The organism is Robiginitalea sp. SC105 (assembly GCF_014243345.1).
Classification (GTDB): Bacteria; Bacteroidota; Bacteroidia; order Flavobacteriales; family Flavobacteriaceae; genus Robiginitalea.
This window is the reverse complement of sequence record NZ_JACLZF010000002.1, coordinates 1,235,750-1,257,341: the sequence shown is the minus strand read 5'-3', so window position 1 is coordinate 1,257,341 and position 21,592 is coordinate 1,235,750. Positions and strand designations below refer to the sequence as shown.

General features: G+C 54.9%; 20 protein-coding genes. 17 read left to right on the top strand and 3 right to left on the bottom strand.

The genetic code is table 11. From position 1 onward, the window contains the following. The first annotated feature begins 12 nt into the window (after positions 1-12). The 9 genes from H7F20_RS14570 (at position 13) to H7F20_RS14530 (ending at position 8,971) form a co-directional block, all read left to right on the top strand. Complete coding sequence (locus tag H7F20_RS14570) at positions 13-618, top strand: NTP transferase domain-containing protein (protein ID WP_185786895.1); 606 nt, start codon at positions 13-15, stop codon at positions 616-618. Next, positions 615-1,685 (top strand): HesA/MoeB/ThiF family protein, encoded by a 1,071-nt coding sequence (locus tag H7F20_RS14565; protein WP_185786894.1) that lies wholly within the window; start codon positions 615-617, stop codon positions 1,683-1,685. Before H7F20_RS14570 ends, H7F20_RS14565 begins: the two co-directional genes overlap by 4 nt. Next, positions 1,682-2,455 carry a sulfite exporter TauE/SafE family protein gene (locus H7F20_RS14560; protein WP_185786893.1) on the top strand — a complete coding sequence of 258 codons (774 nt, stop codon included), beginning with the start codon at positions 1,682-1,684 and terminating at the stop codon, positions 2,453-2,455. The genes H7F20_RS14565 and H7F20_RS14560 overlap by 4 nt, the downstream gene beginning before the upstream one ends. Positions 2,456-2,457: 2 nt before the next feature. Continuing rightward, complete coding sequence (locus H7F20_RS14555) at positions 2,458-3,660, top strand: molybdopterin molybdotransferase MoeA (RefSeq protein WP_185786892.1); 1,203 nt, start codon at positions 2,458-2,460, stop codon at positions 3,658-3,660. Beyond that, positions 3,657-4,664, top strand: a complete 1,008-nt coding sequence (locus H7F20_RS14550; protein WP_185786891.1) for an XdhC family protein — start codon at positions 3,657-3,659, stop codon at positions 4,662-4,664. Before H7F20_RS14555 ends, H7F20_RS14550 begins: the two co-directional genes overlap by 4 nt. Next, on the top strand, positions 4,664-5,275 hold the full coding sequence (locus tag H7F20_RS14545; protein WP_185786890.1) for an NTP transferase domain-containing protein: 612 nt from the start codon (positions 4,664-4,666) through the stop codon (positions 5,273-5,275). Before H7F20_RS14550 ends, H7F20_RS14545 begins: the two co-directional genes overlap by 1 nt. Positions 5,276-5,301: 26 nt before the next feature. Further along, positions 5,302-6,390, top strand: coding sequence for an amidohydrolase family protein (locus H7F20_RS14540; protein WP_185786889.1), 1,089 nt, complete (start codon positions 5,302-5,304; stop codon positions 6,388-6,390). After that, positions 6,359-6,610, top strand: a complete 252-nt coding sequence (locus H7F20_RS14535) for a hypothetical protein (protein WP_185786888.1) — start codon at positions 6,359-6,361, stop codon at positions 6,608-6,610. Before H7F20_RS14540 ends, H7F20_RS14535 begins: the two co-directional genes overlap by 32 nt. A gap of 813 nt (positions 6,611-7,423) precedes the next feature. After that, positions 7,424-8,971, top strand: a complete 1,548-nt coding sequence (locus H7F20_RS14530) for a GH3 auxin-responsive promoter family protein (RefSeq protein WP_185786887.1) — start codon at positions 7,424-7,426, stop codon at positions 8,969-8,971. Here the strand turns inward: H7F20_RS14530 and H7F20_RS14525 are convergent. Beyond that, positions 8,947-9,495: a hypothetical protein gene (locus H7F20_RS14525; protein ID WP_185786886.1), complete on the bottom strand. Its 549-nt coding sequence runs from the start codon at positions 9,493-9,495 to the stop codon at positions 8,947-8,949. The two genes, H7F20_RS14530 and H7F20_RS14525, sit on opposite strands and share 25 nt — an antisense overlap. 204 nt (positions 9,496-9,699) lie before the next feature. On the opposite strand from H7F20_RS14525, the gene H7F20_RS14520 reads away from it, so the two are divergent. The 3 genes from H7F20_RS14520 (at position 9,700) to H7F20_RS14510 (ending at position 11,984) form a co-directional block, all read left to right on the top strand. Then, positions 9,700-10,635, top strand: a complete 936-nt coding sequence (locus H7F20_RS14520) for a DUF4382 domain-containing protein (RefSeq protein ID WP_185786885.1) — start codon at positions 9,700-9,702, stop codon at positions 10,633-10,635. Positions 10,636-10,795: 160 nt separating this feature from the next. Next, positions 10,796-11,551, top strand: a complete 756-nt coding sequence (locus H7F20_RS14515; RefSeq protein WP_185786884.1) for an SDR family NAD(P)-dependent oxidoreductase — start codon at positions 10,796-10,798, stop codon at positions 11,549-11,551. Positions 11,552-11,756: 205 nt separating this feature from the next. Next, positions 11,757-11,984, top strand: coding sequence for a hypothetical protein (locus H7F20_RS14510; RefSeq protein ID WP_185786883.1), 228 nt, complete (start codon positions 11,757-11,759; stop codon positions 11,982-11,984). 97 nt (positions 11,985-12,081) lie between these two features. Here H7F20_RS14510 and H7F20_RS14505 read toward each other — a convergent pair whose 3' ends face one another. Then, positions 12,082-12,702 (bottom strand): fasciclin domain-containing protein, encoded by a 621-nt coding sequence (locus tag H7F20_RS14505; protein ID WP_370588515.1) that lies wholly within the window; start codon positions 12,700-12,702, stop codon positions 12,082-12,084. Positions 12,703-13,026: 324 nt separating this feature from the next. Between H7F20_RS14505 and H7F20_RS14500 the strand changes: the two genes are divergently transcribed. Then, positions 13,027-13,446 (top strand): OsmC family protein, encoded by a 420-nt coding sequence (locus tag H7F20_RS14500; RefSeq protein ID WP_185786881.1) that lies wholly within the window; start codon positions 13,027-13,029, stop codon positions 13,444-13,446. Between the two features lie 10 nt (positions 13,447-13,456). Then, positions 13,457-14,512 carry an NAD(P)-dependent alcohol dehydrogenase gene (locus H7F20_RS14495; protein WP_185786880.1) on the top strand — a complete coding sequence of 352 codons (1,056 nt, stop codon included), beginning with the start codon at positions 13,457-13,459 and terminating at the stop codon, positions 14,510-14,512. A gap of 57 nt (positions 14,513-14,569) precedes the next feature. Here H7F20_RS14495 and treS read toward each other — a convergent pair whose 3' ends face one another. Further along, entirely contained in the window at positions 14,570-17,869 is a 3,300-nt protein-coding gene (treS, locus tag H7F20_RS14490; protein ID WP_255444108.1) for a maltose alpha-D-glucosyltransferase, read from the bottom strand. Positions 17,870-18,072: 203 nt separating this feature from the next. Between treS and H7F20_RS14485 the strand changes: the two genes are divergently transcribed. The 3 genes from H7F20_RS14485 (at position 18,073) to H7F20_RS14475 (ending at position 21,560) form a co-directional block, all read left to right on the top strand. Beyond that, positions 18,073-19,236, top strand: a complete 1,164-nt coding sequence (locus tag H7F20_RS14485; RefSeq protein ID WP_185786878.1) for a DUF819 domain-containing protein — start codon at positions 18,073-18,075, stop codon at positions 19,234-19,236. Between the two features lie 121 nt (positions 19,237-19,357). Beyond that, positions 19,358-20,557, top strand: a complete 1,200-nt coding sequence (locus tag H7F20_RS14480) for a sorbosone dehydrogenase family protein (protein ID WP_185786877.1) — start codon at positions 19,358-19,360, stop codon at positions 20,555-20,557. 52 nt (positions 20,558-20,609) lie between these two features. After that, complete coding sequence (locus tag H7F20_RS14475; RefSeq protein ID WP_185786876.1) at positions 20,610-21,560, top strand: EamA family transporter; 951 nt, start codon at positions 20,610-20,612, stop codon at positions 21,558-21,560. Positions 21,561-21,592 lie beyond the last annotated feature (32 nt).

The window sequence follows — 21,592 nt, the reverse complement described above, 5'->3', positions numbered from 1 at the left end:
ACACGTACTATCATGGCAATTGGAAAAGCGATTCCACCGATTTACGGCCTGGTCCTGGCAGGGGGCAAAAGCAACCGGATGGGACAGGACAAAGGTGAAATCGAATACCACGGGAAACCCCAGCGGGAGTTTGCCTACGCCTTGCTTGAAACCCTTTGCGAAAGGACGTTCCTAAGCCTCCGCTCAGACCAGGAGGCGGATATCCCGGAAGCTTTCCAAACCGTGACCGACCAGGACCGATTCCGGGGCCCCCTCAACGGTATCCTGTCTGCCCACGCGCTGTACCCGGAGGCTGCATGGCTGGTGCTGGCCTGTGACCTGCCGCTCATGGATCGCGACTCGCTGAGGCTCCTGATTGATGAGCGGGATCCTTCCCGTATGGCAACGGCTTTTGCAACAGGGAAATCCGGACTTCCGGAACCCCTGGCCGCGATTTGGGAGCCCAGGGGCCTACGTCACGCAATTTCCTATATGGAAAACGCCGAATCCAGCTGTCCACGAAAATTCCTGATCCGGTCTGATACCCGACTGGTAACGGCAACCGATGATACGGTGCTTGCCAATGCAAATGACCCTCAGGAACGGGAAGCCATTCTGGAAAAACTAAATCAATTATGACAGCGGGTCGCTACGACAGACAAATCCGGCTGGAAGGATTCGGCCCCGGGGGGCAGGAAGCGCTGTACGGAAGCGCTGTGCTGATCGTCGGTGCCGGCGGCCTGGGTGTGCCCGCAGCCCAGTACCTCAATGCCATGGGGGTTGGCAGGCTCGGACTGGTAGACGGGGACATCGTGGAGACCAGCAACCTGCACAGGCAGCCCGCCTATGGCCCGTCACAGGTAGGTAAAAGCAAGGTGCTCCAATTAGCCGCCTGGTTGCAAAAGGCGAACCCTGAAACCCGGCTGGAAACCCATGACACCTACCTCAATACGCACAATGCCCTGGAACTTATTAAGCAGTACGATCTGGTGGTGGATGCCACGGATAACCTGCCGACCCGTTACCTGATAGACGATGCATGCCTGATGCTGGATAAACCATGGGTCTACGGTGCGCTCCATGGGTATGAAGGGCAGGTGAGCGTTTTTAATTACAAAGGCGGACCCACCTACCGCTGCCTGTTCCCGGAACCCCCGCCTTCGGGCGAAATCCCGGATTGTGACACCCTGGGGACCCTGGGGGTGCTTCCAGGGCTTATCGGGAACATGCAGGCATTGGAAGCCACCAAGGTGCTCAGCGGCACGGAGGGAGTCTGTTCGGGCAGGCTGATCATGTACGATGCCCGCCAACAGCTCATACACCAAATGGCCTTCAAACGGGACCCGGAGCGACAGGTTCCCGATCAACTGGCCCCAACATACCAGCTGTCCTGCAGGGACGAGGCGGATGCCCTGAACGCAAACGATTACAACCGGCTCCGCAGGGAACAAGTGCCGCATGAACTTATCGACGTCCGGGAACCTGACGAATTCGGGGGAGGCCATTTACCGGGTGCCCGCAACATCCCCCTGGGGCAACTGGGATCGGCATCTTTGGAATCAGAAGACAACCTGCCAGTTTACCTGATATGCGAGACCGGCCCAAGGAGCAGGAAAGCCTGCGTCCAGCTCCAAAGCCGTTTCCCCGGCAGGGCCTTTTTCTGGGTATCGGGCGGGATGCGACAGTTTAAAGTCGAAATCCTGTGACAAATCCCGAGCTGATCTGGCTGGCACTCGCCTTTTTTGTGATCGCCCTGCTTTACGCCTCGGCCGGTTTCGGCGGCGGGTCCTCCTACCTGGCCATCCTCAGCCTGAGCTTTACCGAATTCTATGAAATCCGGACCCTGGCGCTCCTGTGCAACCTGGTGGTGGTTTCCGGAAGCGTCTGGCTCTTTTACCGCAAGGGCTATTTGGACTGGAAGCTCTGCATCCCCTTTACCCTGGCAAGCATCCCCATGGCCTATATTGGTGCCAGTTTCCGCCTGGAAGAAAGCCTGTTCTTCGGGATCCTGGGAAGCGCGTTGATCGTATCCTCCCTGGCCCTGGGCTATCAATCCCTGCGGCAGCAATTCAGCGAACCCCGGAAACACCGGTACGCCCGGATATTGACCTATGTGCTGGGAGGGGCAATCGGCATGCTCTCCGGGCTGGTAGGGATCGGCGGGGGTATTTTCCTGGCGCCAGTCCTGAACCACCTCCGGTGGGACCTGCCTATTAAGATTGCCGCCCTGGCAAGCTTTTTCATCCTGGTCAATTCCATTTCGGGTATTGCCGGCCTGCTCACAGCGGGCACCTTCAGTTTAACCTGGCTTCCTGCCCTGGCCTTGATACTGGCCGTCCTTGCAGGCGGGCAGATCGGGATCCGGCTCACCCTGAACCGCCTGACGGCCCAGGGAATCCGACTTGTCACCGCAGTCCTCGTATTAGTAGTGGGCGTCCGCGTCCTGTTTATCAATGGACTTGGCCTAAACTTCTAACCATGATTTCGTCTAAGGAAGCCCTACAGATTGTCACCGGCCGGAAAACCAATCCAGGGAAAGAATCCATCGACCTGGCCGACGCCTGTGGCCGGTATCTGGCGCAACCCGTCTACGCAGACCGCCCGCTGCCGCCCTACGACAGGGCTACCATGGATGGCATTGCCATCCGTCATGGAGACTTCCGGGATGGGATCAGGGAATTCTCGGTTTTGGGAATGGCCAGGGCAGGGGAGTCCGGGCAGCGCCTTGAGGGCCGCAATGGTTGTATCGAGATCGCCACAGGGGCCGTCGTACCCGAAGGGGCCGATACGGTTATACGCTACGAGGATTTGGAAAAATCCGAAAAGGGCTTTCGGATCCTGTCCGAACCCAAACCCGGTCAGAGCATCCACCCTGCCGGCAGCGATGCACCTGAAGGGGAATTGCTGCTCCGGGAAGGCTGCCGCATTGGCCCTGCAGAAATTGCGGTACTCGCCTCAGTGGGCATACATCGCCCACAGGTATTCCGCCTCCCGGTTATCATATTGGTCTCAACGGGGGACGAGTTGGTGGAGGTGGACCAGCGGCCGGAACCCCACCAGATCCGAAAATCTAATACCTGGTCCCTCCGGGCAGCCCTGGAGGAATTTAAAATCCAACCGCGGCTGCTCCACCTGGCAGACAATGCCGATTCGATACGCAATAGCCTTGAGAAAGCGCTGTCGGAAGCAGATGTGCTGATGCTCAGCGGAGGGGTCTCAAAAGGCAAATTCGACCTCATACCCGAGGCCCTGGAACAACTTGGCGTCCGGAAACTATTTCACCGGGTTGCCCAGCGGCCCGGGAAACCCTTTTGGTTTGGAGCCAGTGAGAAAAAGGATTGTGTGGTGTTTTCATTTCCGGGTAACCCGGTTTCGACTTTTTTAAACTATCATTTGTATTTTAGGGACTGGCTGTTATCCGGAATGGGGGTTGTCCCGGGGTCGCATCAGGCGCGGTTGGCTGCTGCCACTGTCAATACCTCGGAACTGACCCAGTTCAGGCTGGTTAAATTGAAAACAGAGGCAGGCACCCTGTGGGCAGAGGAAATCCCCATGAACAGTTCGGGGGATTTCCTGAGCCTTGCCCGGGCAGAAGGGTTTATCCGGCTGGAACCCGCCGCTGAGCCCTACGAAGAGGGAACCCTTGTCCCGCTCCTGCCCTTTAAAACTGAGTTGACGTGACGCATGAAGTGATACATATCGTAGAGGCCTATCGGAAAGCCCGGGAAATCGGGCAACAGAGCGTTCTGGCGACCGTTGTGGACCTCGATGGCTCCTCCTACCGCAGGCCGGGGGTCCGGATGCTGCTGCTGGAAAACGGGGCCGCCTTCGGGGCGGTAAGCGGGGGATGCGTGGAAAAAGAAGTTCACCGACAGGCCCGGGAAGTTTTTGAAACCGGTATCCCGCGGATGATGACCTACGACGGCAGGTTCCGCCTGGGGTGCGAAGGCACCCTGTATATCCTGCTGGAGCCTTTTGAGCCGGGAGACTCTTTCCTGGATGCCTTCCAGGAGCGTATCGCCAACAGGCTACCCCTGGAATTGACCACCACCTACCGGAGGGAGGACGGTGCCCGGGAGGGCCTGATGACCCAACTAATCACCCCGGGCGGCAACCATCCGGCCGGAAAAGGCAAAAAGGCTCACGGAAACCTTGAATTCAGACAGGTGCTTCCCCCGAGGCTCCGCCTGGAATTGTTTGGGGGGGAGCATGACACCGTGCAGCTTTCAGGCCTTGCAGCCCAGGCGGGATGGGAGGTCTGTGTAACTGTTGCAGCGGACGAATCCAAAAACAGGGACTATTTTCCGGGGGCTTCCGATTTTCGCTCGGTAATCCCCGAACAGTGGGAAGCTCCTGAAATGGACCGGCAAACGGCAGTGGTCCTGATGACCCACAGCTATACCAAGGATTTGAAATACTTACTCCGCTTGTCGGGCGCGCGTCCTGGGTACCTCGGGATACTCGGGCCCGCTTCCCGGAGAGAGCGCCTGCTCAGCGACCTCCTCGATCGGATGCCCGAGCCGGACGACGAGTTTTTCGGACAGATCCATGGCCCTGCGGGGATCGATATCGGGGCCGAAACACCCCAGGAAATCGCCCTGTCCATCCTGGCCGAAATCCTGGCGGTTGCCAGGCAGAAGGACGCTATCCCCCTGCGGGATAAGGAAGGAAGGATCCACAGCTGATGGGACAGGCTGTAAGCGCCATCATACTGGCCGCAGGGGAATCCAGCCGAATGGGGCAGCCCAAATCCCTCCTGCCCTGGGCAGGAGGCAATGTGCTTCAATCTGTACTGGGGGCGGTACGGGCAGCGGGCCTGGTTTCCTCTGTGGTGGTTACCGGCGCTCACCACCGGGAAATCACCGGGGAAACGGACCTGGGAGACGCACAGATATGCCATAATCCGGACTGGGAACAGGGGATGGGGTCCAGTATCCGCCGGGGAGTTGACTTTGCGTTAGGGATTTCACAGGTCAGGCCATCGGGCCTGCTGGTCCTGTTGGCAGACCAACCGATGATTGGTAGCGATTACCTGACCCGGATGCTCAGGGAATTTTCCGGGGCAGCAGGTGGCCTGGTGGCATCTGCCTATCCACAGGGTCCCGGCGTCCCCGCCCTGTTCGGGCAGCAGTTTTTTGATTCTCTGCAGGCACTGCCCTTCAAGAGTGGCGCAAAAAATCTGATCAGGCAGCAGGCTGGCACGGCTATACTGCTAGATCCCGGCCCGGCGGGGCAGGATATGGACACGCCAGAGGCCTACCAGGCTCTCAGGAAAAGGGCCGGCCTCGATAAGTAGTATGAACAACAAGTAAAAACCGTACAATGACCAGAAAAGTACTTTTAACCCTCAGCGCAGCCCTGTTCAGTAGCTTTTTGGCTTCCCAGGAAATGGGCTTCGAGGAGTACAACCCGGAATCCACCCTGGTGGTGCCGGGAAATCCCGTGACCAGGGCCAAATTTCCCTTTATCGATGTGCACAGCCACCATTTCCGGATGCCCACCCAGGACCTGTCGGAGTTGGTAGCGGCCATGGATACGCTGAACATGGCCGTTATGGTTAATCTCAGCGGGGGTTCGGGGGATCACCTGAAAGGGGCTATGGAAAATGTGAAAAAGCATTACCCGAACCGGTTTGTGGTTTTTGCCAATGTAGATTTTGACAGCGTGGGCACACCGGGATGGGGGGAAAGGGCAGCAGCCCAGCTGGAGGCCGATGTAGCCAACGGGGCTTCAGGCCTGAAGATCTACAAGAGCCTGGGCCTGAGGAATAACGATATCAATGGCAATCGGATCGCTGTCGATGATCCCCGCCTGGATCCCATCTGGGAAAAATGTGGCGAACTGGGGATTCCCGTACTCATCCATTCCGCCGACCCCCGTTCATTCTGGGATCCAATGGATTCCCTGAACGAGCGCTGGCTGGAGCTTAAATTAAGGCCGCGTCGCAAACGGAGCGATACGGACCCCGCACCCTGGCAGCAAATCATTGACGAGCAGCACCGCATGTTCAAAAAACACCCGGAAACCCGGTTTATCAATGCACATATGGGATGGTATGCCAACGACCTGGGGACGCTTTCCACCCTGCTGGATGAAATACCGAACATGTATGTGGGTATTGGGGCAGTGATTGCCGAACTGGGCCGGCAGCCCCGGCGCGCCAGGGAGTTTTTTATCGCCTACCAGGACCGGGTGGTATTTGGAAAGGATGCCTGGCAACCTGGCGAATACCCTACCTATTTCAGGGTTCTGGAAACTGCCGATGAGTATTTCCCTTATTACAAAAAGTACCACGCATTCTGGGCCATGTACGGGTTGGACCTGCCGGATCCGGTACTGCGCAAACTGTATTACGAAAATGCCCTGAAACTGCTACCTGGTGTGGACCGTTCGCTCTTCCCCAACCCCTGAATATCAGGCAGCTGCCCCTGATGAAGGAGACGGCAATACCTACACAGTTAACGTAACCAGCCCGCTCACGGGCAATTTTGAGTGCACCTACCTGGTAAGCGGGGTAATGATCGTTGGGAAAAACGGCCTTTCCATGACCGTTGATTTCGGGGATGGCAGTTGTGACAACGAGGCAATCCTGACCTATCCGAACGGGATGATGGAAACCTATGAACTTTAAGAGAATAACTTGTTAATCATAAAAAAGGCCCGTTGATTACGGGCCTTTTTATTTGTATCCGGGGTAGGGCGGGAACTGCATTAGTACGTATAATTGCGTTGTCCTTCCCACCTTACGCGTTTGCTGTCCCTGAAGTTGGAGAAGATGGCAAACCTCCTGGATTCGGATGGGGATGGATTGATAACTAGTTTCATAACCGTTCGATTTGATGATTGTTGATTGACTCGTTCTTTGATGATTGATGCTCGTTCCTTGATGACTGATGCCTGGCTGTGATTCCGGCCTTTAATAGGCGCTCTTACGGAATTCGGACCAACGCACCCGGTGGCTCAATTTAGAATTCGAGAGGTTTCTGAAACTCCTCGATTCAGTTGGCGTTGTGGTATTCATAACCCTACTTTTTTGTGGTTCCTTTGATTTGAAGAGGCATTTGTCGCGGGTTCCTGATGATGATTCCAGCCGAAACCCATGACCAGCAGTTCGTAAATAAATTCGATTCGTTTAACCCTGGCTGTCATGATCTTTGTTTTTAATTGATGTTGTTTACCTATAAGACGACAGAGAAAAAGGATTGTTACAGTACTATGCTATAAAAGGTACTGTTTTAAACAATTTTTAACATATCCTGTTATTTGTTATCGTATCAAGTCGTTGTCCTACAGTATTTTAAAAGAATGATGGCCTGTCAAAAAAATAATTCAGCCTCCGGGCTAGTTGACAGGAGTGCACATTCCTTTCCCAAAAAACGGATAAAGGGCGCTTTTCCGTTACCATGGCGCATGGTACACTCAGGACTGTTGTAATTTTGGGAGGATGCCACTTCTTGGATCCATAATCAAAAAAGCCATCGAGGCAGGGGCGATCCTGAACCGCGAACAGGACCATTTGGCCCAGCAGGAGGACCAGTTGCGATACCTGCTGGAAACAGCCCGTGAAAGTGCATTCGGAAAACATTACGGATTCGCGGAAATCCTGCGAAGTTCAAATATCCAGAAGGCTTTCGCCGTGAAAGTTCCGTTCCATGACTACAAGCGGATGCACGAAAGCTGGTGGCAGCGACAACTGGAAGGGGAGTCCGGGGTTAGCTGGCCCGGGAACCCTGATTATTACGCCCTTTCGTCCGGCACCACCGGCAGCAGCAAGCGGATCCCCGTAACCGAAGAAATGATCCGCAGCATCCGGCGGGCCGGGGTCCGGCAAGTGCTTTCGCTCAAGAATTTTGACCTTCCCCCTTCGTTTTTTGAAACGGAAATCCTGATGCTCGGAAGTTCAACTGATCTGGAGGAAAAAGATGGCTTCCGGGAAGGGGAGATCTCGGGTATCAGTGCGGGCAACATTCCCTTCTGGTTCAGGAGCTATTACAAACCGGGGGAGGAAATTGCGCAAATTGATGACTGGGACGACCGGGTGGCACGAATTGCGGAGAAAGCCGCAGACTGGGATATTGGCGCCCTGAGCGGCATCCCGTCCTGGATTGAGTTGATGCTCAGGGAGGTGATTAATCACCACGGCCTGAAGCACATCCATGAAATCTGGCCCAACCTGCAGGTATATACCTCGGGGGGCGTTGCGTTCGGACCTTATGAGAAAAGCTTCCGGTCCCTGCTCGGAAAGGATATTGCGGTAATCGACACCTACCTGGCCTCGGAAGGCTTCCTTGCCCTGCAGACCAGGCCTGAAACCGATGCCATGCAATTGCTGACCGATAATGGCATCTATTTTGAATTCGTACCCTTTAAGCCGGAGAACCTGGAAGAGGACGGCAGTATCCGCCAGGATGCACCAGCCCTGGGGCTTGAGGAGGTAGAAGCCGGTACCGATTATGCACTGATCATCAGTACCGTTGCCGGCGCCTGGAGGTACCTGATCGGGGACACGATTGCCTTTACGGACACCGGCAGGGCGGAAATTGAGATAACCGGCAGGACCAAATTTTTTCTCAATACGGTGGGATCCCAACTATCCGTACAAAAGCTGGACCGGGCCGTACAGCATGTTGAAGAAACATTTGGCATGGCCATCCCCGAATACACCCTGGCCGCTGTGCGCCGCGAAAACGGTTTCCACCATTGCTGGTACCTGGGGAGCCGCGATGGCCAGGATACCGGTAAATTGGCAAACGCCCTCGACCAGCACCTAAAGGAAGCCAATAAGAATTACCGGGTTGCACGGTCCAAGGCGTTAAAAGGGGTTCGGGTCAGGGTAGTGGCCCCGGAGGTTTTCTATGCATGGAGCGAGGCAAATAAGAAAAAGGGGGGGCAGGTGAAGGTGGAGCGCGTCATGAATCCCGAAAAGTTTGCCGAGTGGGAAGATTTTGCGAACCGACTCGGGGAAAATCAGGCCTCCCCGGCCAATTCCTGAACCAGGGCCTCGATCTCCTCGGGGGAGCAGTAGTACTTTCGGATGCGCGCTTTGTAGGCGGGGGGAATATCGGCCTCATGCAAGATATAGTGCTTGGTTCTGAGTATATATTCCTGCAGCCCGTTCTCCACCGCAAAATAGTCGGCGCGGAATTCTGCAGCCCGCCGGAAAGAGGGCGAAAGTAAATACTTCAGGCCAAAGCCCGCCATATCTATCCCGCTGCAATGGGTATAGTCCTTTATATGCCCGAGCTCATGCCCGAACCAGCCGATAAGAACATCTTCCGGCAGGGCAGGCAGTTCTTCCAGCTTATTGCCAAGCCGTACGGCCGGGCTCACCCGTATCAGATAGGTACGGGACTGCGGCCCAAGCAGTAAGGTTGCGAGGGTAGGCCTTGCCGACATGGTGGAGGTACCCGGGCGATGCATTATTTTCAGGCGGATTTCGAGTTGATGCAGCTCCGGGTAGTGGGACAGTGCTTTTTGGAAAGGCACCACCAGGAAATCGGGTATCAGGTGATCCATAGTTAATTTGCAGGCTTTTCGGATTTTGAAGGATACGAATTCCCCGATTAATAAATCCCGGGCTACCGGGTTTCAGGCTGATAAAGCACGCCTTCCTGCGGATTGCGGCCCCCGGGGGTGCAGTTCATCGAAAAAGTCGGTTAGGGGGTAGGGTATTTGTCTTCTTTGTTGTTTAATTGCATGAACCCTAAAATCTTTTAATACATGAAACGTAAGTTAAATGGATTCCTGGCTTTTGCTGCTGCTTTATTGCTGCTGGCTACCGGGTGTTCTGATGAAAATGACCGGATGGCCGGGGAAGGCCACCTCAATGTGTACCTCACTGATGCCCCATTCCCCTATGATTTGGTATCGGAGGTTAATGTCACCATCACCAAAATAGATGCCCGGCTGGCCGATGAGGGAGACGGGATGGACGAAATGGAGGATTCCATGGAGGGAACCGAAGAAAGCGACCCTGAATCGGATACCCCGGAAAACCAGGGTGGTTTTATTACGCTGATGGAAACGGAAACGGACCTGAACCTCCTGACGCTAACCAACGGCAACCTGGAACTCCTGGCCGATATAGATATACCGGCGGGTGCCTACGACCTGGTAAGGGTCCATGTCCAAGGTATCAGCGTGGTGCTGAAGGACGATGGGGGCACCTTTGACCTGAAAGTCCCCAGCGGGAGCCAGACGGGCATCAAGGTGTTCATTGAGCCCTCACTGGTGGTTGCGGGTGGCCTGAGTACCGATTTACTGCTCGATTTTGACGTGAGCCGTTCCTTTGTCGCCAAGGGAGGGAATACGCTTGAAAGTATCACAGGATTTAATTTCAAGCCCGTGATCAAGGCCTCCAATATGTCCGTTGCCGGAACCATTTCCGGATTTGTGACAGAACTGTCCGATGCGGAGGAGGCCCCCGTGCTGGAAGATGTGCAAATTTCGATCATTGCCCCAGACGGTACAGTGGTTACTACAACGGCTACGAACCCCGAAGGAGCCTATGCAGTCATGGGCCTGGATGCGGGTACCTATACCGTTTTGGCCGAGCTGGATGGATATGAGGCCGCGGAAGCGTCCGAAGTAACCGTCGTGGCCGGCAACCGGACCAGCGTTAATTTTGAGCTGGTTGCCATCCCTGCCGAAAATTAAGTTTTCAGTTCCTTTTTTTGATGTCCTTGAGGGAGCCGCTGAAGCAGCGGCTCCTTCTTTTTTTTATACTCCTGGGACAGTTCCAGGATTGCGCATTGGATAACAGGAGATCACATTGGATAATTGGCGGTTTCTGCATACATTCCGGTTAAAGAGCAACATGGATCTCAACGGACAACATATTTTGGTAACCGGGGCATCCCGGGGCATCGGGGCGGCCATCGCCAGGCATTTGATGGCCAGCGGGGCCCGGCTGGTGGTACATTACAACCGCAACCGGGCCGGTGCCGAAGCACTCCTGGAGGAATTTCCGGGATCGGCCTCCGTCGCACTGGGTGCCAACCTGGAACTACCCAGGGAGGTAAGCGAGCTGTTCAACAGGAGCCTGCAGGAACTGGGGCACCTGGATTCTGTGGTGTTGAATGCCGGGGTATTCCTGCCGCATCCGCCCGGATCCGATCTGGCGGAATGGTGGAAAATCTGGCGTACCACCCTGGCGGTCAACCTGGATGCAGCCGGAATCCTCACCAAGCTGGCGCTGGATCACTTCATGGAGCGCTCTGGCGGACGCCTGCTCTATATCGGCAGCCGGGCAGCCTTCCGGGGCGAAACGGACGCCTTTCTGGCCTACGCAGCTTCCAAGGGCGGCCTCACTTCCCTGTCCCGGTCCGTGGCCCGCTCCTATGGCAGATACAATATCAAGGCATTTACCATCGCGCCCGGTTTTACCCGGACCGAAATGGCTGAAACTTTTATCCGGGAGAAAGGGGAAAAACCCCTCCTGGAAGAAATAGCGCTTCCGGCTTTGACCATACCGGAGGATATAGCGCCCCTGGCAACCTTTATCTGCTCCGGTCAGATGGACCATGCAACAGGGACCACCATCGATATGAATGCCGGCAGTTATATGCACTGATCGCAAAACGGGCCGGCTGTAATGCCCGGTTTCCTTCTTCGACTAATCCTGTAAAGGGTCCCCTTTTACAATCCTCAGGGCGAATACATTAAACTTTTGTTAATGTGTTTAGCTGTCTTGGGAGAATAATTAAATTCGAGGAACTGTATGAGGAATCACTGCAGAAATCAGCGGGTTCCCGAACCATAAAAATTGCAATTGAATCATGACTACCGAATTACTCCAAAAAGCCTCTGAATTCGAGAATCGCAAATGGTCGCGTATTACGACCAGCGATCGGGTGCAGGCTTCCCGGGATCTTAAAAAACTCATTCTCGATATCAATGAAGTTTATAAGAAAACGCGAGATCAACACTTGATGGAAGTAATGAAAAGCCTTACCGCCATCAAGCGAAAGGTGGAGAAACGCCTGCAGGGGCGCATCGAAGTCTGATCCCTGAGAAGTCTGATCCCTGAGAAGTCCGATCCCTGACATAAACCCAAAAAAAAACCGCCCGATTTCGGGCGGTTTTTCTTTTAAGCGATGAAACTTATTCTGGCATTACCACGGAATCAATTACGTGGATTACCCCGTTGGAGGCGTCCACATCGGGCTGGATTACCGTGCTCATGTTGCCGGCTGCATCCGTCAGCATCACATTGCCATCTTTCAGGCTCAGTGTCAGGACAGTCCCTTCTACGGTCTTAACGGGGAAGGCATTGTTGTTGTCGTTGATGGCCTTGATCACGGCTTCCGCTTTGTATTCACCGGCTACCACGTGATAGGTTAGTACCTTGGTCAGCTTTGCGGCGTTTTCCTTTTTCAGCAATGCTTCAACAGTTCCGGCTGGCAACTTTTCAAATGCGGCATTTGTGGGAGCAAATACGGTGAAAGGTCCTTCACTGCTCAGTGTTCCCACCAATTCAGCCGCTCCGAGTGCAGTTACCAGGGTCGAAAATTGCTCATTGCCGGTGGCAATTTCCACGATAGTCGGATCTGCCTCTGTTTTGGAAGCTTCCGAATCCCAGGAGCTTTTTTCGGCAGACTCAGCGGCGGCCGACATTTCTGTGTTAGCTGCCATATCCGTGGCTACATCGGTGTCATTCTTTTTTTCCTGTCCGCAGGAAAACATCAGGATTCCGGCGGTCAAAAGGGTAAAGGTGGTTTTCATAGTGTTCATTTACAATTTCTTTTTTGATTTATAATAATGATTAAAGATACCTATACGATACCCACCAGTATCATAAGAAATGTTTAAACTTTGCATATATTTGTTAAACATATAAGAAAAACTCACAAAGAGTCACAAAAGGTTTGCACAACTGGGGTATTAGGAGGGCATCCTTCCGGATTCGGATTCCCCTATATTGTGCCTTATCCACCCTGAGGAGATACCAAACAGTGTACAGGGTTCTTTTCCGGAGGTTGTTTTTATATCTTGGTGGATCTTCCTATTTTAAAGTAACCGATGTTTAAAAGATAAAAAGAAGCTATTATGAAATTTACAAGAAAAGCAAGTGCCCTCTGGAAGGGTAGCGGCAAAGAAGGCAGCGGCACCCTTAGCAGTGCCAGCGGGGTACTTGACAGCACCCCGTATTCATTCAATACCCGGTTTACAGATGCCAAGGGGACCAACCCGGAGGAACTGGTTGGAGCAGCCCTTGCTGGGTGTTTTGCCATGCAGCTCAGTTTCCTGATCGGGGAAGAAGGCCACACCCCGGATAGCCTGGATGTTTCGGCAGAGGTAAAATTCGAGGACGGGGCAATTACCCATATCCAACTTAACCTGAAAGGGAAAGTGCCTGGAATGGATCCGGCAGACTTCAAAAAAACAGCCCAAAAAGCCAAGGAAGTCTGTCCTATTTCCAAGCTCCTCGACACGGAAATCACCCTGGACGCGCAGCTCATCCAATAAAACCCATTTTATGCAAACCAAACAGGCCAAAGCCTACGGGGCCCAAGCCGCAGATGCGGACCTTGAACCCATGACCATTGAACGCCGGAATCCGGGACCCCGGGACGTTCTTATCGAGATCACTTATTGCGGGGTCTGCCACAGCGATATCCACACTGTGCGAAACGATTGGAAAAATTCGGTGTATCCGGTTATACCCGGCCATGAGATCATCGGCAGGGTGCTGGAAACCGGTTCGGAGGTTACGCGTTTTTCAAAAGGTGACCGCGTTGGGGTGGGATGCATGGTGGATTCCTGCCAGGAATGCGATTCCTGCAACAAGGACCTGGAGCAATTCTGCCAGAAGGGGGCAACCTTTACCTATAACAGCCCGGACCCCCATCTTGGAGGGCGAACGTATGGGGGCTATACCACCCTGATAACGGTGCAGCAGGACTTTGTGCTTCGCATCCCGGAAAACCTCGACGAAAAAGCGACTGCTCCGCTGTTATGTGCCGGGATCACCACCTGGTCGCCCCTGAGCCACTGGAAGGTGGGAAAAGGGGACAAGGTAGGGGTCGTGGGCCTTGGCGGGCTGGGGCATATGGGAATCAAGTTTGCCAACGCCCTCGGGGCACATGTGGTAATGATTACCCGTTCTCCCGATAAGGCGGGAGACGGTAAATCCCTGGGCGCCCATGAGGTCTTGTTGTCAACCGACCAGGAAGCCATGGAAGCACAGGTCGGTTCCTTCGATTTCATCCTGAATACCATCCCGGTAGGCCACGAAATGGATCCGTACATACAACTGTTGAAAATTGACGGCACCATGGTATTGGTAGGAGCGGTCGAGCCCTTGAAGCCCTTTCACGGGGGCGGCCTCATCATGGGACGCAAACGGGTTGCGGGATCCCTGATCGGAGGCATTGCGGAAACACAGGAAATGCTGGATTTCTGCGGAGAACACAATATCACCTCCGATATCGAACTCATCGATATGCAGGAAATCAACACGGCCTACGAGCGGGTCGTCGATTCGGACGTTAAGTACCGCTTTGTGATTGACATGAAGTCCCTGAAGGAATAAAGCATTCATTTCTTCTGCTGGCCTGGATCCGCGTAAGCCCGGAAGGGCCAGCTTCCCTTATTTGATAAAGCCGGATTCCTCGAGGATTTCCCGAATTCCCCTCAGTGGGATCAGCACCCATTCCGGCCGGTGTTCCAGCTCATATCCCAGTTCGTATACCGCCTTTTCCAGGAGGAAAGTTTCCAACAGGATCCTGTAGTCCTTTTTATCCCGGGGGATAAAACCGGGGCCATCCAGGGCCTGCAGGTACCCGCTGAGGTAAAGGCGTGTACTGGCCTGGTTCCAGGTCCTTGCCCAGAACTCCTGGGATTCGTTCCGCTCCCCGCCCAACAGGTCGCTTTCCAGCAGCGCTCCGTATACGGCGTAGTGCAGGGAACGTATCATTGCTGCCACATCCCGTAGGGGGGAACGCTTGAGCCGCCTTTCGCTGAAAGGACGCATGGGCTCCCCCTCAAAATTCCGAATCAGGAAGTCCCGCCCCGTCCACACTACCTGGTCCAGGTGGAAATCCCCATGCGTACGGATCTTCAGGGCCTCCATCTTGTGTGCAAAAATCCGTTTGAAACACTGGAGCACCTCGTTTTTTAATCCGAGGATCTCCCGGGCCTCGTCCTGTATGGGTTCGGGGAGGGTCCGCAGGGATTTGCGAAGGCGGTCAAAGGAGTTCCGGGTAAGCCCCTGCAGGGAGGAGTACACGGATCGCTGGTAGTGGAGGGAAAAGTCTTCGTGCTCAAAACCGGCCTGTCCCGGACGGGACGCCAGCGCGCGGTGGAGGCCTGCAGTACGTTCCCCCAGTTGGACTATCCGCTCGGGAAGCGCACTTCCCATCAGGTCTTTCAGCAATTCGGGAAGGTCTTCATACCCCAGGGGGTCCGTCAGGGAGCCTTTCGGGGCCTTCAAACGGGTTTCTTCGCTTACCGCAAGGGCGCGTTCAAAAAACATTTGAAAGGCATCCCGCGTGTACTCCCATGCCGTACCCTGTCCCGGTTCCAGTTGCTGGGCGAGTCCGAGGGCGAGCGTCCTGCGGCCTTCTGCGGAAAAGGTGACGGCCCCCAGGTAATCCGGCACATTTTCATAATCCGTTTCTTCAGAGAGAAAACGGGCGAGCTCCAGGTCCGGGTTGAGGGTATCGTCCAGGCGCCTGTAGAGTTTCAGGTGGAAACGGTCCTCATATTCGAGGGAGCTGAATGTCTGGCCCGAAGGCAGAATGCGCGATTTGAGCACTTTGTCCAGGGACGGAAATGCCCGCTTGCCCCTGCTGAACTGCAGCTCACCACCGGAGGTTTCAAATCGTTTCCCCTGACGGACCCAATGCAGCAGGGCCGTACGGAAACGCTCTTCATAGATCGCGTCAAACAGGATACCGGGTTCGGAACCCAGGTCCATCTCCGCCAGGATAGCGGATTCCGGAAGGTCCCGGATAGCTTCTGCCCGGGCTTCTGGTATCCAGGCCACAAGCAATTGGTAGTGTTCCGGCAAGCCATCATTGTACCCCGTCTCCACCACCAACCAGCGGCTGGGCAGGTCGCTTAAGGGAAGCGGCGCCGTATAGCGAATTTCCAGGCTTTGACGGATTCGGTTCCGGCCCGCATACCATTCGACCCGGTCCAGGTAGCGGGGAAGCACCTGGTCCTCGAGTTTCTTCTTATTGGGCTTGGACAGGAGACTTTGCCAGTTGGTCGCCTTCAATACGGGCAACGGGCCGGTTTCTGCCGGGCGCTCGTCTTTCTCCAGGGACAACCAGTAATACCCATAAGGCGCCATGGTAAAGAGGTAGGGGTCTTTCCCGATGCGTGGAAACCGGTTCCGGCTGAAAACCTCCACAGGCGTATACCCCTCCAGTTCATCCAGTTCGAGGTCTGCTGCCTGGGCAAAGCGGGAAAGGTTGCAAAGCACCAGGATCCGTTCGTCTTCATACGTCCTGGTGAAGGCGATGATCTTGGCATTGGCCGGAGCCAGGAACTGGATGTTTCCCCGGCCAAAAGCCTTGAACCGCTTCCGCATCCCGATGATGCGCTTCATCCACCAAAGGAGGGAGGAACTGTTGATCTGCTGGGACTCTACATTGACAGCTTCGTATTTGTATTCAGGGTCTATGATGGTAGGGAGGTAGAGTTTGTGCGGGTTGGCCGTGGAAAAGCCTGCGTTGCGGTCACCGGTCCACTGCATGGGGGTGCGGACCCCGTCCCGGTCTCCAAGGTAAAAATTATCCCCCATCCCGATTTCATCCCCGTAATAGATCACCGGCGTACCGGGCAGGGAGAATAGCAGGACATTCATCAACTCGATCTTGTTGCGGTTGTTTTCCAGCAAGGGGGCCAGGCGGTGGCGGATCCCGACATTGATTTTGGCCTGGGGGTCTTTGGTATATACCTTATACATATAGTCGCGTTCCTCATCGGTCACCATTTCGAGGGTCAGTTCGTCATGGTTGCGAAGGAAGATGGCCCATTGGCAGGTAGGGGGGATGTCCGGGGTCTGGTCGATGATGTCGATGATGGGGTAGCGGTCCTCCATTTTCAACGCCATGAACATGCGGGGCATGATAGGAAAATGGTAGTTCATGTGGCATTCGTCGGCATCGCCAAAATAAGCCGCACTGTCTTCCGGCCACATATTGGCTTCGGCCAGGAAGAGCTTGTTGTCGTACTTGCTGTCGATGTGGGCGCGAAGTTTTTTAAGGAAGGCATGGGTCTCCGGCAGGTTTTCGCAATTGGTGCCTTCCCGCTCGAAGAGGTAGGGTACGGCATCCAGCCGGAAACCATCCACGCCGAGTTCACACCAGAAATCCATGACATCGATTACTTCCTGCTGCACGTCGGGGCTGTCGAAATTCAGGTCGGGTTGGTGGGAAAAGAACCGGTGCCAGAAATACGATTTTGCCACCGGGTCCCAGGTCCAGTTGGAGGGCTCGGTGTCGGTAAAAATGATACGGACATCCTTGTATTTCCCCGGGTCGTCACTCCATACATAATAATCCCGGTGGCGGGAGCCGGGGGGCGCTTTGCGCGCCCGCTGGAACCAGGGGTGCTGGTCGGAGGTGTGGTTGATCACCAGCTCGGTGATGACCTTTAGCCCCCGGTTGTGCGCCTCTTTGATGAACCGCTTGAAATCCCGCAGTTTGCCATAGGAGGGGTTGATGTTGTAATAATCCGCAATGTCGTACCCGTCATCGCGCAGGGGGGAAGGGTAGAAGGGGAGTACCCAGATGGCCGTCACCCCCAGGTCCTCCAGGTAGTCCAGTTTCTGCATCAGTCCCTGGAAATCGCCGATCCCATCCCCATTGCTGTCAAAGAATGCCTTGATATGCAATTCGTAAATAATGGCATCCTTATACCAATGTTTCTGATCGTCCAAGGCTGGTGTCTTACCCAAAATATGATGGTTTCTGCAAATGTGCTGTTAAACTCCGATTAAATGGCCATTCCCGGCCGATGCCGGAAAATTTACGAATTCCGCCCGGGAACCGGAAACCCGTGAAGGATTAAGTTGGTCGCAATGCGAATCCGTTGCCGGGCATTTCCATGGGAATGCTATCTTACGGTCTTAAATCCGGTTTCATGATTGTTATGGAGCACCCAGCCTACCTGATTGCCCTGCTATCCCTATTGCTACTGGCCTCAAACTGGCTTTCCAAAAAACCTGTTTTACGATCCTTTGGTATTGCCCTGCTTGTGATCATTGCCGGGGCCGTCGCCTCGAATACCGGACTGATCCCAACCGGGGCAAACCCTACCTACGATACCATATTCAATTATATCGCGCCGGCCTCCCTGTTCCTGCTCCTACTGGATGTGAACCTGGCCCAGTTGCGGCAAACCGGACTTCCCATACTGATCGTGTTCCTCGTCGGGAGCCTGGGCACGGTAACTGGCGTTATCGCCGGTATGTTTGTTCTGGGGGACTCTGACCTGTTCCAGGGGCTCTATGCCCCGCTGGCAGGCATGTTTGCCGGGACCTACACGGGAGGAAGCATCAATTTCAACGCGGTGGCCCTGGAATATAACGTCATGGAAAACGGCCTGGTTTATGGCAGTGCCGTCGCAGTGGATAACGTACTGACTACCCTTTGGTTTTTTGTGACCATCGCTTTTCCGGTTGTTTTGCAGCGATGGCTGCCCCGCAAGCAGGGAGAGCGGGTTTCCGAACCGGCTGAAAACAAATTGGCTCCCCTGCCCGCGGCAGACGAGTCGGCCCGGCTTGACCTGGGGAGTCTTTCATTTTGGCTGGCCCTGTCGGGTGCAGCCCTGGTCGTTTCGGATGGCCTGACATCCGCCCTGTCGGGGCTTGGAGTTACCATCCCATCGATCATCATCCTGACGACACTTGCGCTGGTGCTCGCCCAAATTCCCTTTATCCACAAGCGAAAAGGGAATATGTTCCTGGGCAGCTGGGGAATCTATCTGTTCCTGACCGTCGTAGGGGCCTTCTGCGACCTGGCTGCCATAAGCAGTGCCGGCCCCCTCGCCCTAATGTTGCTCATCCTGGTGTTGATAACCGTGGCCTTGCACGGCCTCTTCACCTTTGGAACGGCCTATTTGCTGGGATACGACTGGCAACTGGCAGCCATTGCCTCCCAGGCCAATGTGGGCGGAGGCACCACCGCCATGGCGCTGGCAAAGAACTTCGGCCGCAATGAACTCATCCTTCCTGCCATCATCATCGGGTCTTTGGGAAACGCCCTGGGGACTTACCTGGGATTCCTGGTGGCCGGGTTCCTGTGAAGGCCTTCTGCCCACCCGACCTTTTTCCGCCAGTCAAAGGAATTGAAAACCGGGTTCATTTTTCTTGCGTTCCGGTCGGAAGACCGCGGGCTATGTCGTATTTTAGGACAAAATTTTCGAGATGCACCTGAAAAACGTTTCCTCCTTTGTCCTGTTTACGCTGCTCGCCACCCTGTTGTTCTCGGGTTGCGGCGAGAATGAAAAAACGCCCTCCGGCAACGACCTGCCGGCTCGGCCAGATTTTACCTCCAGCCTGCCGCTGGACAGCCTGAACCTCCCGCCAGGATTCTACGCCCATACCTTTGCCGAAGGCGTGGAAGGGGCCCGTTCCATGGCGATGGGGGACAAGGGAACCCTGTTTGTGGGTACCCGGAATGCCAACAAGGTCTATGCTCTGGTTGACGAAGACGGCGATTTCCGGGCAGACCGCACCATTGTCCTGGACACCACCCTGGAAGTCCCCAACGGGGTGGCTTTCCGGAATGGTTCCCTGTATGTCGCAGAGGTAGACCGGTTGCTGCGATATGACAACATTGAAGAAAACCTGGACAACCCGCCGGACCCGGTGGTCGTATACGACGATTACCCGGATAAATTCCACCATGGCTGGAAATACATTGCCTTCGGGCCGGACGACAAACTCTATGTCCCGGTTGGTGCGCCCTGTAATATTTGCGACAGCACCTCCGTGGATGAACGGTTTGCGACCATCACGCGAATGGACCCGGATGGCAGCAACCGCGAGATCGTGGCGCAAGGCGTCCGCAACACCGTGGGCTTTACCTGGCATCCGGAAACAGGGAATTTATGGTTTACGGACAACGGCCGCGACATGATGGGGGATGACATCCCCCCCTGCGAACTCAACCGCGTTACGGAAACAGGCCAGCATTTTGGCTATCCCTTCTGCCACGGGGGGACTATCCCGGACCCTGAATATGGGGACCAGCGACCCTGCGAGGACTTTGTCCCGCCCGTTCAGAACCTCGGGGCCCACGTAGCCCCCCTCGGTGTTAAATTCATATCGGGGCCGATGTTCCCGGAAAAATACAGGGGCAACCTGCTGATCGCGGAACACGGTTCCTGGAACCGGAGCGAAAAATCCGGATACCGGATTACCCTTGTGAAGCTGGAGGACGGACAATCCGTGAGCTATGAGCCCTTTATCGACGGCTGGCTCAATTCCGAAAACCAGACCCGTTGGGGCCGCCCGGTGGACATGATGTTCCTGCAGGACGGTTCCCTGCTGATCTCGGACGATTTCGGGAATGCCATATACCGCATAGGTTATGACGGGCAGGAGGTAGCCGCTGCCCACTGAAATAATCCCGATTTGCCGACGCCATAACCGGGGGATGTACTAATATTGCGCCATGGAAACGCGCTCCCAGACCCCGCTTATCATTGCCGCCTTCTTTGCGATCTATGTGATATGGGGGTCAACCTATCTGCTCAACAAGATAGCGGTAGACGAATTACCGCCCTTTTTGCTGGCGGGGATACGGTTTGTGATTGCCGGGCTGATCATATTTGGGATAGCAGCCATCATGCGGAAAAGCCTGCGGATCACCCGGCGCCAGTTGCTCAATACGGTTATTGGGGGGTTCCTCTTCCTTAGTTTTGGCAATGGCATTGTTGTATGGGCGCTGAAATTCGTGGACACCAACTTTGCCGCCCTGATCATCTCCGCACAACCCCTGCTGATCATGTTGCTGATGTGGCTGCTCCGGGGGCAACGGCTACGCCCGATGTCACTGGTCGGGGTTGCCCTAGGGGTTGCCGGTATCTACCTGCTGGTCAGCCAGGACGCCACCATGCGGCATGAGAACGCCTGGATTGGCATCGCCATGATATTTGCTGCAATGGTGGCCTGGGCCTATGGCAGCCTGTTTGTGGGCACCGCGGACCTTCCCGCCAATTATTTCGTGAATACGGGTTACCAGATGCTGACCGGCGGGGTGCTGTTGCTCCTGATGAGCCTCGTCTTCAGGGAACCCTGGGATAACCCGCTGGCCTGGGAAGCAGATACCTATTGGGCGATGTTGCTTCTGATCTTCTTTGGCAGTATCGTGGCGTTCACTTCCTTCAATTTCCTGCTTCGGGTGGTTTCCCCGGAAAAAGTCTCCACCAACACCTATGTAAACCCCATTGTGGCCATGCTCCTCGGATGGTATTTTCTCGATGAACCGATCACCCTGCAATCGGTCATTGCCGCTCTCATCCTCTTAACGGGCGTCTATTTTATCAGTACCCGCCATAAAACGATTGGGCTCCGGCGTTTCCGGAGGGTCCAGCCCGTTTCCGAGGACCCTGAAAAAGATTGAATCAAAATTTCAGGTAGTCCTTGTAATATGCT

What these genes read in the sequence shown, in the direction of transcription:
- H7F20_RS14570 (WP_185786895.1), top strand. Translation starts at nt 13, where the DNA reads ATGGCAATTGGAAAAGCGATTCCACCGATTTACGGCCTGGTCCTGGCA.
- H7F20_RS14565 (WP_185786894.1), top strand. Translation starts at nt 615, where the DNA reads ATGACAGCGGGTCGCTACGACAGACAAATCCGGCTGGAAGGATTCGGC.
- H7F20_RS14555 (WP_185786892.1), top strand. Translation starts at nt 2,458, where the DNA reads ATGATTTCGTCTAAGGAAGCCCTACAGATTGTCACCGGCCGGAAAACC.
- H7F20_RS14545 (WP_185786890.1), top strand. Translation starts at nt 4,664, where the DNA reads ATGGGACAGGCTGTAAGCGCCATCATACTGGCCGCAGGGGAATCCAGC.
- H7F20_RS14540 (WP_185786889.1), top strand. Translation starts at nt 5,302, where the DNA reads ATGACCAGAAAAGTACTTTTAACCCTCAGCGCAGCCCTGTTCAGTAGC.
- H7F20_RS14530 (WP_185786887.1), top strand. Translation starts at nt 7,424, where the DNA reads ATGCCACTTCTTGGATCCATAATCAAAAAAGCCATCGAGGCAGGGGCG.
- H7F20_RS14525 (WP_185786886.1), bottom strand. Translation starts at nt 9,495, where the DNA reads ATGGATCACCTGATACCCGATTTCCTGGTGGTGCCTTTCCAAAAAGCA.
- H7F20_RS14520 (WP_185786885.1), top strand. Translation starts at nt 9,700, where the DNA reads ATGAAACGTAAGTTAAATGGATTCCTGGCTTTTGCTGCTGCTTTATTG.
- H7F20_RS14515 (WP_185786884.1), top strand. Translation starts at nt 10,796, where the DNA reads ATGGATCTCAACGGACAACATATTTTGGTAACCGGGGCATCCCGGGGC.
- H7F20_RS14510 (WP_185786883.1), top strand. Translation starts at nt 11,757, where the DNA reads ATGACTACCGAATTACTCCAAAAAGCCTCTGAATTCGAGAATCGCAAA.
- H7F20_RS14505 (WP_370588515.1), bottom strand. Translation starts at nt 12,702, where the DNA reads ATGAAAACCACCTTTACCCTTTTGACCGCCGGAATCCTGATGTTTTCC.
- H7F20_RS14500 (WP_185786881.1), top strand. Translation starts at nt 13,027, where the DNA reads ATGAAATTTACAAGAAAAGCAAGTGCCCTCTGGAAGGGTAGCGGCAAA.
- H7F20_RS14495 (WP_185786880.1), top strand. Translation starts at nt 13,457, where the DNA reads ATGCAAACCAAACAGGCCAAAGCCTACGGGGCCCAAGCCGCAGATGCG.
- H7F20_RS14485 (WP_185786878.1), top strand. Translation starts at nt 18,073, where the DNA reads ATGATTGTTATGGAGCACCCAGCCTACCTGATTGCCCTGCTATCCCTA.
- H7F20_RS14480 (WP_185786877.1), top strand. Translation starts at nt 19,358, where the DNA reads ATGCACCTGAAAAACGTTTCCTCCTTTGTCCTGTTTACGCTGCTCGCC.
- H7F20_RS14475 (WP_185786876.1), top strand. Translation starts at nt 20,610, where the DNA reads ATGGAAACGCGCTCCCAGACCCCGCTTATCATTGCCGCCTTCTTTGCG.